Origin of the sequence: Nocardioides sp., from assembly GCF_016462705.1 — a bacterium.
GTDB lineage: Bacteria > Actinomycetota > Actinomycetes > Propionibacteriales > Nocardioidaceae > Nocardioides.
Genome location: NZ_JAEMSS010000005.1, coordinates 1 through 14443 on the forward strand (window position 1 = coordinate 1; position 14443 = coordinate 14443).

Annotated in this window: 10 protein-coding genes; 7 read left to right on the forward strand and 3 right to left on the reverse strand. The window is 72.5% G+C overall.

Going from position 1 to position 14443, the window contains the following annotated elements; genetic code table 11:
* Positions 1-2042: DNA polymerase I (gene polA, locus JHD21_RS01135; RefSeq protein ID WP_292670961.1), on the forward strand; the 2042-nt coding region annotated here is incomplete at its 5' end.
* Positions 2043-2146: 104 nt separating this feature from the next.
* On the opposite strand, the gene JHD21_RS01140 is transcribed toward polA, so the two are convergent.
* Together JHD21_RS01140 and JHD21_RS01145 are read right to left on the reverse strand one after the other, a co-directional pair.
* A complete protein-coding gene (locus tag JHD21_RS01140) occupies positions 2147-3412 on the reverse strand; it encodes a polysaccharide biosynthesis protein (RefSeq protein ID WP_292670963.1) in 1266 nt (421 codons plus the stop codon).
* Entirely contained in the window at positions 3409-4593 is a 1185-nt protein-coding gene (locus tag JHD21_RS01145; protein WP_292670965.1) for a glycosyltransferase family 4 protein, read from the reverse strand. The genes JHD21_RS01140 and JHD21_RS01145 overlap by 4 nt, the downstream gene beginning before the upstream one ends.
* Positions 4594-4666: 73 nt before the next feature.
* On the opposite strand from JHD21_RS01145, the gene JHD21_RS01150 reads away from it, so the two are divergent.
* The 6 genes from JHD21_RS01150 (at position 4667) to JHD21_RS01175 (ending at position 13697) form a co-directional block, all read left to right on the forward strand.
* Positions 4667-8716 carry an alpha-(1->3)-arabinofuranosyltransferase family protein gene (locus JHD21_RS01150; protein WP_292670967.1) on the forward strand — a complete coding sequence of 1350 codons (4050 nt, stop codon included), beginning with the start codon at positions 4667-4669 and terminating at the stop codon, positions 8714-8716.
* Positions 8713-10467: a hypothetical protein gene (locus JHD21_RS01155; protein ID WP_292670969.1), complete on the forward strand. Its 1755-nt coding sequence runs from the start codon at positions 8713-8715 to the stop codon at positions 10465-10467. Before JHD21_RS01150 ends, JHD21_RS01155 begins: the two co-directional genes overlap by 4 nt.
* A complete protein-coding gene (locus JHD21_RS01160; RefSeq protein ID WP_292670970.1) occupies positions 10468-10599 on the forward strand; it encodes a hypothetical protein in 132 nt (43 codons plus the stop codon).
* Positions 10600-10633: 34 nt separating this feature from the next.
* Positions 10634-11425, forward strand: a complete 792-nt coding sequence (locus tag JHD21_RS01165) for a glycosyltransferase (RefSeq protein WP_292670972.1) — start codon at positions 10634-10636, stop codon at positions 11423-11425.
* The gene (locus tag JHD21_RS01170) at positions 11422-12600 is read left to right on the forward strand and encodes a glycosyltransferase family 4 protein (RefSeq protein ID WP_292670974.1); all 1179 of its coding nucleotides are present in this window, start codon (positions 11422-11424) and stop codon (positions 12598-12600) included. The genes JHD21_RS01165 and JHD21_RS01170 overlap by 4 nt, the downstream gene beginning before the upstream one ends.
* 146 nt (positions 12601-12746) lie before the next feature.
* Entirely contained in the window at positions 12747-13697 is a 951-nt protein-coding gene (locus JHD21_RS01175; RefSeq protein WP_292670976.1) for a DUF3068 domain-containing protein, read from the forward strand.
* Positions 13698-13777: 80 nt separating this feature from the next.
* Here JHD21_RS01175 and JHD21_RS01180 read toward each other — a convergent pair whose 3' ends face one another.
* Positions 13778-14437: a TetR family transcriptional regulator gene (locus JHD21_RS01180; RefSeq protein ID WP_292670977.1), complete on the reverse strand. Its 660-nt coding sequence runs from the start codon at positions 14435-14437 to the stop codon at positions 13778-13780.
* Between the last annotated feature and the right edge of the window lie 6 nt (positions 14438-14443).

Genomic DNA, 14443 nt, shown 5'->3' on the forward strand with positions numbered 1-14443 from the left:
GCCTCGACAACGTCATCGCCCACGCCGACCAGATCACCGGCAAGAAGGGCGAGGCGCTGCGCGAGCACCTCGGCGACGTGATCCGCAACCGGCACCTCAACGCCCTGGTCTGCGACCTCGAGCTCGACGCGGTGCCCCAGGACCTGGTCTGGACCTCGTGGGACCGGCAGGCGGTGCACACGCTGTTCGACGGGCTGGAGTTCCAGGTGCTGCGCACCCGGCTGCTCGAGGCGATCCCGACCGAGGAGGACGCGGTCGACGAGGCCGGGTTCGACGTGAGCATGCGGGTGCTCGACACGGGCGAGGTGGCCGGCTGGCTGGCCGAGCACGCCGGTTCGGGCGAGCGGGTGGGCCTGCATCCGCTCGGGCACTGGCGGGCCGGCACCGGTGACGTCACGGCCCTGGCGTTCGCGACCGAGGCCGGAGCGGCCTACACCCCGACCGACCGGCTCGACCCGGCCGACGAGGCGGCCCTGGCCGCCTGGCTCGCGGACCCCGCGCGCCCCAAGGTGATGCACGACGCCAAGGGCCCGATGCTCGCCCTCGCCGCCCGGGGGATGCCGCTGGCGGGACTCGAGCGCGACACGGCGCTGTCGGCCTACCTCGCCCGGCCCGACCAGCGTTCCTACGACCTCGCCGACCTGACGGTTCGCTACCTCAAGCGAGAGCTGCGGCAGGGGCCCGCCGACGACGGCCAGCTCAGCCTCGACATGGGGGACGCGGCGGCAGGCGCGGTCGGCGAGACCGAGATGCTGCACGCCCGGGCGGTCCTCGACCTGGCCGCGGCCCTGGACGAGGAGCTCGAGGAGCGGGGCGGGACCCGGCTGCTCACCGAGATCGAGCTGCCGCTCATCGACCTGCTGGCCCGGATGGAGCAGACCGGGATCGCGGTCGACGTCGACCAGCTCCAGTCGCTGGAGGCCGAGTTCGCCGGCCAGGTGAAGCTCGCCGCCGAGGAGGCCTTCGCCGTCATCGGCAAGGAGATCAACCTCGGCTCGCCCAAGCAGCTCCAGGTCGTGCTCTTCGACGAGCTCGGGATGCCCAAGACCAAGCGCACCAAGACCGGCTACACCACTGACGCCGACGCGCTGCAGCAGCTCTACGTCAAGACCGAGCACCCGTTCCTGCTCCACCTGCTCCGGCACCGTGACGTGTCCCGGCTGCGGCAGACCATCGAGGGCCTGCTCAAGACGGTGTCCCCGGACGGCCGGATCCGGACCACCTTCAACCAGCTGATCGCCGCCACCGGACGGCTCTCGAGCACCGACCCCAACCTGCAGAACATCCCGATCCGCACCGAGGAGGGCCGCCGGATCCGCGAGGGGTTCGTCGTCGGTAGCGGCTACGAGTGCCTGATGACCGCCGACTACAGCCAGATCGAGATGCGGATCATGGCGCACCTGTCCCAGGACGCGCTGCTGATCGAGGCGTTCAGGTCGGGTCGCGACTTCCACTCCATCACCGCGTCCCGGGTCTTCGACGTCCCGGCCGACCAGGTCACGGTCGAGATGCGCGCCAAGATCAAGGCGATGAACTACGGCCTGGCCTACGGGCTGTCCGCGTTCGGGCTCGGCGGCCAGCTCGGTATCGAGCCGAGCGAGGCCCGCGGCCTGATGGACGAGTACTTCGAGACCTTCGGCGGGATCCGTGACTACCTCGGCGGCATCGTCGACCAGGCCCGGCGCACCGGCTACACCGAGACGATCATGGGCCGCCGGCGCTACCTGCCCGACCTCACCAGCGACAACCGGCAGCGCCGCGAGATGGCCGAGCGGATGGCGCTCAACGCGCCCATCCAGGGGTCGGCGGCCGACCTGATCAAGATCGCGATGCTCAACGTCGACCGCGCGGTCCGGGAGGCGGGCCTCGCCTCGCGGATGCTGCTCCAGGTGCACGACGAGCTGGTCTTCGAGGTCGCCGCGGGGGAGCGGGAGGCACTGGACGCCCTGGTGCGGGAGCAGATGGGGTCGGCCGCCGAGCTGCTCGTCCCCCTGGACGTCTCAGTCGGGACCGGGCTCAGCTGGCACGAGGCTGCCCACTAGCTTTCTACCCCCGCGCTCGCGGGGCGCTCCCTCCGGTCGCAGATCCAGGCGTCCGTGGGATCGGGTGGCCGTCCTGTTGCTTGGTACCCCGGGAGCTTCGGCCCTCAGTCGGATCGATCGGTCAGCGTGGGAGTGGCCGGCCGTACCGTGGGCTGGCTGGCGGCCAGGGAGAACAGCGCCACGAACAGCACGCCGTCGACCGCGGCGACCAGCAGCACCAGCGAGGTGGCGAACGACATCGACAGGGCGAAGCCGACCAGCACGGCCAGCGCGGTCCAGATGATCAGGATCGCCCTGCCCTGACGGCGGGCCAGCGCCGAGTAGACCAGCAGCTGGAGCATGGCGAGCAGGGTGCCGACGATCGCGAACTTCCAGAGGTCGTCCTTGATCGCGGAGAACTCGTCACCGCCGACGAACAGCAGCGCGAGGTCCGGGAGGAACAGCGTCGCCAGCACGCCGAGCGACCCGAGCGTCGCGGAGACGCCCAGCGCGAAGGCGAGGGTCTTGCGGGACGCACCCTGCTCCGACATCGACGGGAACGCGATGACCACGACGAACTGCGGGAAGAAGAGGATCGCCTTGACCATGATCAGGCCACTGGCGTAGAGCCCTGCCTCCGAGTCGGACATCACCGCCCGCGCGATCAGGATGTCCGCGTTGGAGAGGGCGAAGAAGGCGAGCAGGGCCTGGCTGCTGGTGCCGACCTCGCGCATCAGCTCGAGGCCAGGGTGTCCCTCGGAGTGGAGGTGCTCCACCCGGGGCCGCCGGAGGGCGACCCAGCCGACGATCACCGGCACCCAGCTGCCCAGCGCGACGCCGAGCATCGCCGAGAACTCGCCGGGGCTGACCAGGATCAGGCCGGTACCGAGGATGATCCGGCCCAGCCCGGCGGAGAGGTAGACGAGCGCCAGCGGTTCCCAGCGGCGTTCTCCCTGCAGCACACCAGCCTGCGCGCCCATGTAGGTCAGCGGTACCGCGGCGACACAGACCAGCAGCGCGGTGGGGAGGCTCTCCAGCCGCAGGACGTAGTTGAGGACCGGCGCCAGGACCAGGCAGATGGCGCCCAGGCCGAGCGCGCTGCGCAGCCCGACGCCGAGCACGATCTGCTCGATCGCGACCACCTGGCCCGGGTGCGCCGCGATCCGGCGCGCCCCCGTGGCCTGCAGCCCGAGCGAGAGCACCGAGATCACGAGCAGCGCCCCCATCAGCGCGGAGAACGCGCCGTAGGCGTCCTTGCCGATGGTGTGGGCCGCGATGATCGTGTAGCCGTAGGTCGTCACGTTCATGACGGCGATGGCGACGGCGATGACCGCGCTGCTGCGCAGGAATGCCCGGTCGAGCAGACGCGGTCGCGACTCGGTGCTCGTCACTGCGCGAGTCTCGCACGCCCCAGGTCGCCCTCTTCCGGGTCCTGGGCGTCGATGCGACGGCCTTGCATGGCGGCGAGCAGGACCAGTGCGAACGACGTGCGCGTCTGGTCCCAGGAGAAGATCATGCAGCGTTCCCGAGCGGCCACGCCGAGCTGGGTGCGCAGTCCCGGCTCGGTGAGGAGCCGACGGGTCGCCTCCTCGAAGCCGGCCTGGTCGTCGACCAGCAGCCCGGACTCCCCGTCGGCGACCGACTCGCGGGTGCCGCCGGCCGACCGGTAGGCGACCGTGGGCGTCGCGTGCATGCCGGCCTCGGGGATCACGAGGCCCCACCCCTCCTTGATCGAGGGCAGGAGCAGCACCCACGAGCTCTCGTAGATCTCGTGCTTGCGCCGCTCGTCCACGTGCCCCTCGAAGACCACCGTCGAACCGGCCTCCCGGGTGCGGGCGTACTCGTGCAGCACGCCCTCCCACCACCCGGAGCCGACGACGTGGAGCCGCAACCCCGGGAGCTCCTCGCGCAGCGCGAGCGCGGTGTCGATGGCGTGCTCGACCTGCTTGTGCGGCACGAGCCGGCCCACCACGGCAAGCGTCGGGACCGGGGCCTTGCCCCCCGACACGGGAACCGCGCGCTCGGAGCCGTTGTGCACCACGGCGATCCGTGGGCCGCGCACCCCCAGGGACCGCAGCTCGGTGCGGGTGGCCCGGGAGACGGCGACGTACTGGTCCCGCCGGTAGACGAACGGCGCCAGCCTGCTCTCGAGCCACCAGCCGACGCTGCTGAGCCGCCCGGGCACCGCCACCGGCCACTGCTCGCGGTGCACGTGGTGGACCAGGACGACGACAGGTGCCCGGGTGACCAGCCGGCTCCAGAACGGCAGCCCGTTGAGGACGTCGACGACCACGTCAGGTGTCCCGAGGGAGCCGCGCAGCAGCGCCAGCATCCCCCGGAGGTAGACGCCGAACCGGCCACCGCGGCGGACGAACCGGATGCCGTCGACGGTCTCGTCCGGTGGTGCTGCGGGATGGGCGGCGGTGAAGATCGTGACCCGCGCACCCAGCTCGACGAGCCCGGCGGCGACCATCTCGAGGTACTTCTCCGCCCCGCCACCCTCGGGGTGCCGGGTGTCGCGCCAGCTGAGGAAGACCACATGCTTCCCCCGCAGGGCCTCGACGTCACGCACGCGCGGACCCTAACCGGGCCGGGCGGCATCCGCGAGTTCCCGCGAGCACCCCGGCGTCTACCCTTGCCGGGCCATGAGGATCCCCCGGCCCAGCCACCCCAGCTCCTGGGCCGCCGTCGGTGTCTACGTGATCCTGCTCATGGCAGCGATGCTCGAGCAGTTCGGCAAGACGACCAACGACACCAAGACGCCGCTCATCGAGGCGCCGGGCACCTTCCTGGAGGGCTCGCTGGGACTGTGGAACCCGCTCCTGAGCCTGGGTGAGCTGCAGAACCAGGCCTACGGCTACCTCTTCCCTCAGGGGCCGTTCTACCTGCTCGCCGACCTGGTCGACCTGGCGCCGTGGATCAGCGAGCGGCTCTGGTCGTGGCTGATCCTGGTCGCCGGCTGCGAGGGGGGCCGGCGGCTCGCCAGGTCGATGGCGATGTCTCCATGGGCGGCCTGGGCCGCCGGGATGGCGTACGGGCTCAACCCACGGGTGATCAGCCAGGTCGGGACCCGCACCGGCGAGATCCTCCCCATGGCCGCACTGCCCTGGGTGGCGCTGCCGATCGTCCTGGCGCTCACCGGCCGGCTCGGCGTCCGCCGGGCCGCGCTGCTCTCGGCCGCGGCCTACATGTTCACCGGTGCGCTCAACGCGACCGCGACGGTGGCGATCCTCCCGCTGGTGTTCATCACCATCGTGTGGGGTGTGCGCCGCCGACTGGTCGGGATCGGGCTGCTGGGCTGGTGGTGCGGGCTCGTCGTGCTCGTCTCGGTCTGGTGGGCGGCGTCGCTGATGAAGCTGCGCATCTACTCACCGCCGTTCTTCGACTACGTCGAGGACGCGGACGTCACGACCAAGACGACCGGTTACACCTCGGCACTGCGCGGCGCCTCGAACTGGATCATCTACAACGCCACCGGCGGCTACCCCACGTGGCCGGCCGGCTTCCAGCTGGCCTACGAGCCCTGGATGGTCGCGGCGAGCGGTCTGCTCGCCGCGCTCGGCGTGCTGGGCCTGGTGACGTTCCGCTCGCCGTGGCGGACCCCGCTCGTGCTCTCCCTCATCCTCGGGATGGCCTGCCTCGTCGTCGGACACGCGGCCACGCTGGGCTCGCCCCTCGCCACCGCGGTGCGGGACATGCTCGACGGAGACTGGGACCTCTTCCGCAACGTCTCCAAGATCGACCCGATCGTGCGGCTGCCGCTCTCGATCGGCGTGGGCGCGGCGTTCGCGCAGGTGGCCGCCTGGGCCTCGGCCGACGCGCTCGCCGGTGTCCGTCGCCCCCGGGCCCGGCGTGTGGGCAGCCGCGTCGGCATCGCCGGGCTGACCTTCCTCGTGCTGCTGATGGCGCAACCCGCGGTGGCCCTCAACCTGAGGACCCCCGGCTGGACGGAGGTGCCGGACTACTGGCACCAGACCGCTGACTACCTGGAGAAGCAGGGCCCCGACACGCGAGCCTGGATCATCCCCGGCTCGGGTTTCGGCGTGCAGACCTGGGGCTGGACCATGGACGAGCCGATGTCGGCGGTCTCGGACGTCCCCTGGGTCACCCGGTCGCAGGTACCGCTGGTGCCACCCGAGACGATCCGGGTGCTGTCACGGCTGGAGGAGTTCCTCGCCTCGGGGGCCGGTTCCCCCAACCTCGGCGCCATGCTGGCCAGGCTGGGCATCAGCCACGTCGTCGTCCGCCATGACCTCGACCCGTCGCTGGCCGAGGCCACCTCCATCAACCTGGTCGCCATCGCCATGGCCCGGTCGGAGGGTGTCTCGCCCGAGGTGAACCTCGGTGAGGCCGACTTCGGGCCGGCCATCGAGGTGTTCTCCGTCGACGACGAGACGGCTGGCGGGATCTCGGTGGTCCCGGAGGCCGAGACCGTCACCGTCGCGGGCGGGTCCGCGGACGTCGTCGACGCGGTGGGGCGCGACCTCGTGGCCCCCGACCAGGCGGCGATCGTGCGGGGCGACGACGGCTGGGACCGTCCCGCGGACGTCGTGGGCGACGCCTTCCGCCAGCGCGAGCGGAACTTCGGTCGGGTCCACAACGCGGAAGGCGCCGTGCTGGCACCGGGAGAGCCCCGGCACAGCACCCGGGTCGTGGGCAACTACCCGGGCAACCCCGGCTCGGAGCCGGTGACCGCCAGGTACTCCGTCGTGAGGTACGTCGACGCGTCGTCCTCGATGGCCTACACCGACGGCTTCGGTGAGGTGCGGCCCGAGAACGCTCCGTTCGCGGCGGTGGACGGCGACCGGTCCAGCGCCTGGCGCTCCGGCTTCCTGGAGGAGCCGGTCGGTCAGTGGCTCGACGTGCACCTCGCCGAGGCCCAGGAGATCGGTGTGGTCCGGGTGCTCACGACCGTGGCCAACCCGGTCGTGGGGGAGATCACCCGCCTGCAGGCCGAGGCCGGCGGACAGGTCCGCCGGGCCGAGGTCGACCCGTTCACCGGCCAGGCCGAGCTCGACCTCACCGGCGTCACCGACGACCGGCTCAAGCTGACCGTCCTGGCCGTCAACGAGGACCGCGGCGACGCGGCGGTGTCGATCCAGGACGTCGACATCGACGGCCCCGCCGCCGAGCGCACCCTCGTGGTCCCGACGGCGGAGACGGCTCCGGAGGCGGCGTACGTGTTCACCGCGCAGCCGGAGGTGCGCGCGTGCATCACCACCCTGCTCGCCCCGGACTGCAGCTTCGGGCGCGGCCGGATGTCCGACGAGAGCGCGGGGATCGACCGCACCTTCGACGTGGCGTCCGGGGGGCGGGTCCGACTGACGGGCACCGTCATCGCGAGACCCCGCCAGGCGGCCCAGCGGCTTCTCGACCCGATCGGCGGGCCGGTCGTCGTCCGGGCCTCGTCGACCCTCGCTTCCGACCCCACGGTGTCCGCCCGGATGGCGTACGACGGGGCGGGCGCGACCAGCTGGATCGCCGACCCGTTCGACCCGACGCCGACGCTCACCGTCGAGTTCGCCACACCGCGCACCCTCAGCAGGATCGGGGTGGCGCAGCCGGCACAGCCCGCCGTGACACCCACCCAGGCGGTGCTCCGCAGCGGTGGCGAGGAACGGGTGGTCGACCTGGGTGACTTCGGGGCGTTCGAGCCCCTGAGGACGAGTCGGGTGACCATCACCTTCCGCAACCCGACCCGCGGCCTCTCTCCCATCGGGCTCAGCGAGCTCTACCTCGGGCCGCGAGGGGTCACGCTGCCGTTCGACGGCGCCACCGAGACCGGGGCGCTGTGCGGCTTCGGCCCGGTCGTCGAGCTCGACGGGCAGCGCTACGACACCGCGGTGGACGGCTTCATGGGCAACGTGGTGTCCGCCGGCCCGCTCGACCTGGCGCTGTGCGACGACGAGGGCATCGCGATCGGCGAGCTCGACCTCACGCCGGGCGAGCACCGGTTGAAGGTGATCTCGACCGAGGAGTTCCAGCCCGTCGTCGTCGCCCTCCGGCCGGTCACCACACGGCCCGCCGCCGAAACCGCACGCGAGCTCACGGTGCACTCGGACGAGGCGAGCGAGCAGCGGCTGACACTCGGGGCGGGAGAGGCCTCCATCCTGCGGACGACCCGCAACTACAACACCGGCTGGGTCGCCGAGCTCGACGGGGAGACGCTGCCCGTGCAGCGGGTCGACGGTTGGGCCCAGGGCTGGCGGGTGCCGGCAGGTGACGGGGGATCGCTGGTCATCCGGTACGCGCCCGAGAGGTCCTACGTCGTGCTGCTCTTCTCCGGCCTGGCCGTCGCGTTGGGTGTCCTGCTGCTCGCGCTCGTGCTCCTGGTCCGGACCCGGCTCGCTGCGGAGCGCCAGCCCACCGGGGCGGGTCCTCGGGGGCGGTCGCGCGCGGCACTGGCCGGGCTCCTCGTCGTCGCGGGGCTGCCCGCCTGGGTGCTCGGCGGTGTACCGGCGGCCGCGGGGCTCGTCCTCGCGGCGGGGTTCGTGCTGATCGGACGACGCGGGCCTGCCCTGGCGGTGGCGGCCCTGCTCCTCGTCGCCGGTCCGGTGGTGGTGGCGGTGTCCCTGCACCTCGGCGACGGATTCGACCGACCGGTCGCTGATCTGCTGTCCGGCGCCGGACTGCTCCTCGCGCTGGGCAGCATCCTGGTCGCGCCCCGGCGCGGCGGGGAGACTGCCTCGACATGACCGGCACGCGCCGCGACCGGCTCGTCGACCTGGGACTCGCCGTGCTCGTGGCTCTGGTGGTCCTGGGGCCGATGACGTTCCGGCGAGGCTTCGCCCTGCGCGGAGACATGGTGCTCGTGCCCCACCAGCCGTGGAAGGACGCCTGGCTTGCGCTGGACGGCTCCGCGCCCCGGTTCGTCCCGGGCGACGCGGTCCTGTCGGTGGTCACCACCGTCGTGCCCGGCGACCTGCTCCAAAAGGCGCTGCTCCTCGGTGCCCTCGTGCTGGCCGGGACAGGAGCGGGACGACTGGTGGCGCAGCACTCCGCGGTCGGCCGCGCGGCCGCGATCGTGCTGATGATGTGGAACCCCTGGGTCCTCGAGCGCCTCAGCATCGGCCAGTGGGGCTCGGTCGTCGGGTACGCCGCCCTGCCCTTCGTCGTGACCGCCGCCGTCCGGGTCCGGGACGAGGTTCGCGATGGCGTGCCAGTGCTCACGCTCTGGCTGGCGTTCACCGCCCTCTGGTCGCCCGCGTCGGCGCTGGTCGGGGCGCTGACGGCGATCTGCGTCGTCGTCCTCGGGCGCCGCCCTCGCGCGGTCTTGGTGACGCTCGGCAGCGCGGTCCTCGTCAACCTGCCGTGGCTGGTCCCGTCGCTGCTCAACGGCGACCGCATCGACGCGCCCGGCGGGCAGTTCGACGCGTTCGCGGCGCGGGCCGAGTCCGGGGCGGGACTGCTCGCCAGCGTCGCGTCGCTCGGCGGGATCTGGAAGTCGTCGGTCGTGCCCCAGGAGCGGACCGTCGCCCTGGTCGTGCTGCTGTCCTGCGTGACCACCGTCGTGGCGCTGCTGGCGTTGTGGCGGACCAGGCGGGACGTGGGTCCGGCCGACCGCACGACACGGCACGGGCTCCTCCTGCTGGCCGGGCTGGCGGTGGCGCTGACGGTCGTGCCGACGCTGCCCGGGCTCACGGACGCCTTCGACACGGCGGCGCGACGGTTCGGTGCCCTGTCCGCGCTGCGGGACGGGCACCGCTTCCTCGGGCCCGCCGTCCTGGTCCTGTTGCCGGGGGTCGCCGCGGCCGGCGAGTTCCTGTGGCGCGCCGGCCGGCCGGGCCGGGAGGCCGTGCGAGGGGCCGCGGTCGGGCTCGCCCTCCTCCCCGCCCTGTGCCTGCCCTCGATGGCGTGGGGTCTCGGCGGTGACCTGCGGCCCGTGACCTACCCGGCCGAGTGGTTCCGCGCCAAGGCCGTGGTCGACCGGGACGTGGCCGACCGCGGGGGAGCGACGGTCGTGCTGCCCTGGCGCGGGACCTACCGCGGGTTCGACTGGAACGACTCGCGTGCCCAGCTCGACCCCGCACCGCGCTTCTTCGAGGGCGAGGTCCTCATCGACGACCGCATCCTGCTCGGCGGCGAGGCCGACGATGCCGTCCTGGCCAACGAGGACCCGCGACTCGCCGCGATCACCCGCGCGCTCGAGGACGAGGACCCGGCCCGGGCGCTGGCGGACCAGGGTGTGGCCCGGATCCTCGTCGAGAAGGGCAACGGGGTGCGCGCCGACGAGGTCCCGGTCGGTGACGTGCTGCACGACGGCGGCCGGCTCACCGTCGTCGCGCTCGACGACCCGGTGGTCACGACGAGCCGGGGAACGACCCGTCGGGCGGTGATCCTCGGGGGCGATGTCATGGCCGTCCTGGGCTGCCTGGTCGCAGCGGCGTGCATCCGGCGCCGTCAGGTGTATGGTGAGCCCGCTGTTGACTCTGGGAGGGGTACTTAAATGAACGAGGCGATTGCCGGCGCAGTCGGTGGAGTGCTGGCGTTGTTCTCCATCATCGGCGGAGTGTCCGCCTACAACGGCGACCCCGAGGGTGTCGCCCAGAACAGCCTCTACACCTACGCCGACAACTGATCCGGGCCCTTCGGCCCGAGACCACCGTCGGCTCATGCAGCTCGTCATCCCCGCCCGGGACGAAGCGGCGCGGCTACCCCGCACGCTGGAGATGCTGCGCGCCTTCGTGCTCGCCGCGGGTGAGGCTCCCGCCCCGCTCGAGGTCGTGGTGGTCGACAACGGCAGCACCGACGACACGGCACGGCTGGCGGCCGGTGCGCACACCGCCGCGATGCCGGTGCGGGTCGTCCGCTGCGAGACCCGGGGCAAGGGCGCCGCGGTGCGCGAGGGCATCCGGCACACCACCGCCGACGTCGTCGGCTTCATGGACGCCGACGGAGCGACGCACTTCGAGGCGCTGGCCCATGCGGTGCGCCTCATCGAGGCCGGCGCGGACGTGGCCATCGGCTCGCGAGCCGTTCCCGGTGCGGTGACCACCGAGCGGCACAGCGGCGCCCGGATGCTCGGCGCCCGCCTCTACCGTCGCTGCACCCGGGAGATCGCCCCCGGCATCGCCGACACGCAGTGCGGCTTCAAGGTCTTCCGCGGCGACCTGGGGCGAGCCCTGTTCGCCGACCTGCGGGCCACCGGGTTCTCCTTCGACGTCGAGGTCCTGGGCCGGGCCCAGCGGCAGGGCGCCAAGGTCGTGGAGTTCCCGGTCACCTGGGACGACGTCCCAGGCTCCACCTTCCTGCCCGCTCTGCACGGTGCATCGACGTTCTGGGAGCTCGCGGTGATCGCCCGGCGACTCAAGAGCGCTCCCACGTTCGCCGGGGTGACCGTGCTGCCGCGGGTCACGCCCATCGTGCCCCCCGCGCCGGACCTGGCACCCGCCGTCGAGGCGTGACCGGGCCGGACCCGAGACCGCTCCACGGTCGACGCGCCGTCGTCGTCAACTGGCGTGACCCGGGGCACCACCTGGCGGGCGGGAGCGAGCGCTACGCCTGGGAGCTGGCCCTCGGCCTTCGCGACGCCGGGGCGCGGGTCGAGTTCTGGACAGCTCGTGATGCGGGGCAGTCCGCCCGGGAGACCGCCGACGGGATCGACGTACGGCGACGCGGTGGTCAGTACTCGTTCTACGCCGGCGTGTGGGCCCGGCTCGTCGCCGACCGGGTCCGCCGGCGGCCACCCGACGTCGTGCTGGACATGGACTGTGGGATCCCTTCCTTCACCCCGCCGCTCCTCGGCCGCGGGACCTCCGTCGTCCTCGTCGTCCACCACGTCCACCAGGACCAGTTCCGGACCGCGATGCGCCGTCCCGTCTCCGACCTGGGCCGCTTCCTCGAAGGGCGGCTGATGCCCGCGGTCTACCGGGACGTGACCACCGTGGCGGTGTCCGAGTCGACCGTCACCGAGATGCGCCGCCAGCTCGGCTGGCGGGGCGACGTGCGGGTGATCCACAACGGGACCGACCTCCCGCCGGCCCCTACCGAGGTGCGGACCGGCGAGCGGGTCGTGGTCCTGGGCCGGGTGGTGCCCCACAAGCGGGTCGAGCTCGTGGTGCGCGCGTTCGCGCGGCTGCTCGTCCGGCGGCCAGGAGCCACCCTCGACATCGTGGGCACGGGCCCGGGGATGCCGGCGGTCTCCGCCGCCGTCGCGGAGCTCGGGCTGGGCGACAGCGTGCTCGTCCACGGGTTCCTCCCGGAGGAGGAGAAGGCCGCGGTCCTCCGGGCCGCCCGCCTGCACGTGTGCGCCTCGGACGCGGAGGGGTGGGGCCAGGTCGTGCTCGAGGCAGCGGCTCACGGGGTCCCGACGCTGGGCCGCGACGTCCCGGGGGTGCGTGACTCGGTGCGCGACGGGCGCACCGGATGGCTCGTCCCCGAGTCCCCGGGCGGCGACGCCGACGAGCTGGTGCGAGCGTTGGGGACCGGTCTGGAGGACGCGCTCGAGACCCTCTCCGACCCCCGGGTCGCCTCGCAGGTCGCCGGCCACTGCCGCTCCTGGGCCGAGGAATTCGGGTGGGCCAGGATGCGCGCGGAGTCGGTGGAGGTCGTCGGCGCCGTGTTGCTCGAGACCCGCTGAAAGACCGCCCGCGGCCTCGGCCCGGCGATCTGGCCGCGTGGCCAAATTGTTGCGCGCGCGAGGCTAGGTGGCGGCCGTCACTGCTGCTAGGGTCCGGTCGGGCTTGGCGCTACCAATGAGTAGCGCGAGTAGGGAGGAAGATTCACATGCGTCGTCTGCTGGGGCCGATCTTGGTCGGCATTGGTGCGTTCCTGATCGTGACCGGAGTGCTCGCGAGGTTCTACGCCTACCCGGCGCTCGCGGTGGCCCCGATCGACCAGAACAGCGTCACCAAGCTGGAGGCGAAGGATGCGACCATCCTCGACCTCTCGACCCTCAAGGAGGTGACCACCGACATGTCGGTGGTCAACCGCACCGTGGGTGACGTCGAGGCCTCCGAGGAGGCGGGTGACGGCACGCTGGTGTGGGCGGGGACGACCTCCTACCGCGACGAGATCGGCAACATCCGGTCCCGCAGCGCCGAGCGCTACGCCCACGACGCGCACACCGGCGAGGCGATCAACTGCTGCGGCGCCTTCGAGGAGACCACCGACGGCGAGCGCGAGGAGGTCAAGCGCAGCGGCCAGATCAGCAAGTACCCCTTCGGCACCGAGAAGAAGGACTACAAGTTCTGGGACGCGACGCTCGGCCAGGCCGTGACGACCAAGTTCGTCAAGGAGAGCGAGATCGAGGGCCTCAAGGTCTACGAGTTCAAGTACGAGGTGCCGACCACCACCGTCGGCACCCGTGAGGTGCCGCCGTCGCTGGTCGGCGAGACCGGCACCGACGCGCTCGAGGTGGAGATCCAGTACTCCACCATCACCCAGCACTGGGTCGAGCCCACGACGGGCGTCGTCATCGACCGCGTCTCCGAGACCGCCAACACGCTGGCCCTCGACGGCGAGACCCTGATCACCACGTCCGGCGGCACCTTCCAGTACACCGACGAGCAGGTCAAGGAGAACGTCGACGAGTACAAGGGCAAGGCCTCGTCGCTGCAGGCCGTGCAGACGACCGTCCCGCTGGTGGGCATCGTCCTCGGGCTGCTGGTGCTCCTCGGCGGCATCCTGCTCTCGCGGCGCAACCGCACCCAGGCACCCCCGAAGACCGACGCCTGACCGACGCCTCACCTGCGACACCCCGGACCGTCGGTCCGGGGTGTCGTCGCGTTGTGGGGCGGTGCTCGGACGTCGAGGGGTCAGCGCTCGGAGCTACCGGCGGCCAGGCCCGCGCTGGTGAAGACCACCAGCTGGTCGACGAACCGCGGGTCGACGCCCTCGCTGCTGATCGGGTGGCCGTAGCCGGCGAGGTCGACCCCGGCGAGGGCGCTCAGCATCGAGTACATGGCGATGCCCACCCGCCGGTAGAGCTCGTCGCCACGGACGCCCGGGAGGGCCCTCTGGAGCACCTGCGCGTAGAGGTCGGCGATGCTCGGGGCCCGCCCGACGCCGCGCAGCCACATCGGCTCCTCGGCCAGGCCGAGCGCGGTGAACAGCTTCATCCACGCCAGGCCGGCCACCGGGTCGGCGTCCAGGACGGCCACGAACGGCCGGATCACGGCCTCCACGAGATCGACGGGGCGTGGGTCGTCCTCGGCGGCGACCAGCGCCGCCAGCCGGTCGCGGACCTCCTCGCCGACGGGGTCGGCGCGCCGGCGCAGGACCGCCTCGACCAGGGCCGCCTTGTCCGGGAAGTAGTGCGTGAGTGCCGCCGGCGCCACGCCGGCCGCGCGGGCCACGGCTCGGAGCGAGACCGCGTCGACCGAGGCGGAACCGAACAGGAGCTCCGCCGCGTCGACCAGGGCGGCCGGGACGTCGACGTCGCTCCGGGGGCCGGGACGCCTTGCAGGCACGGTCACGGAGGT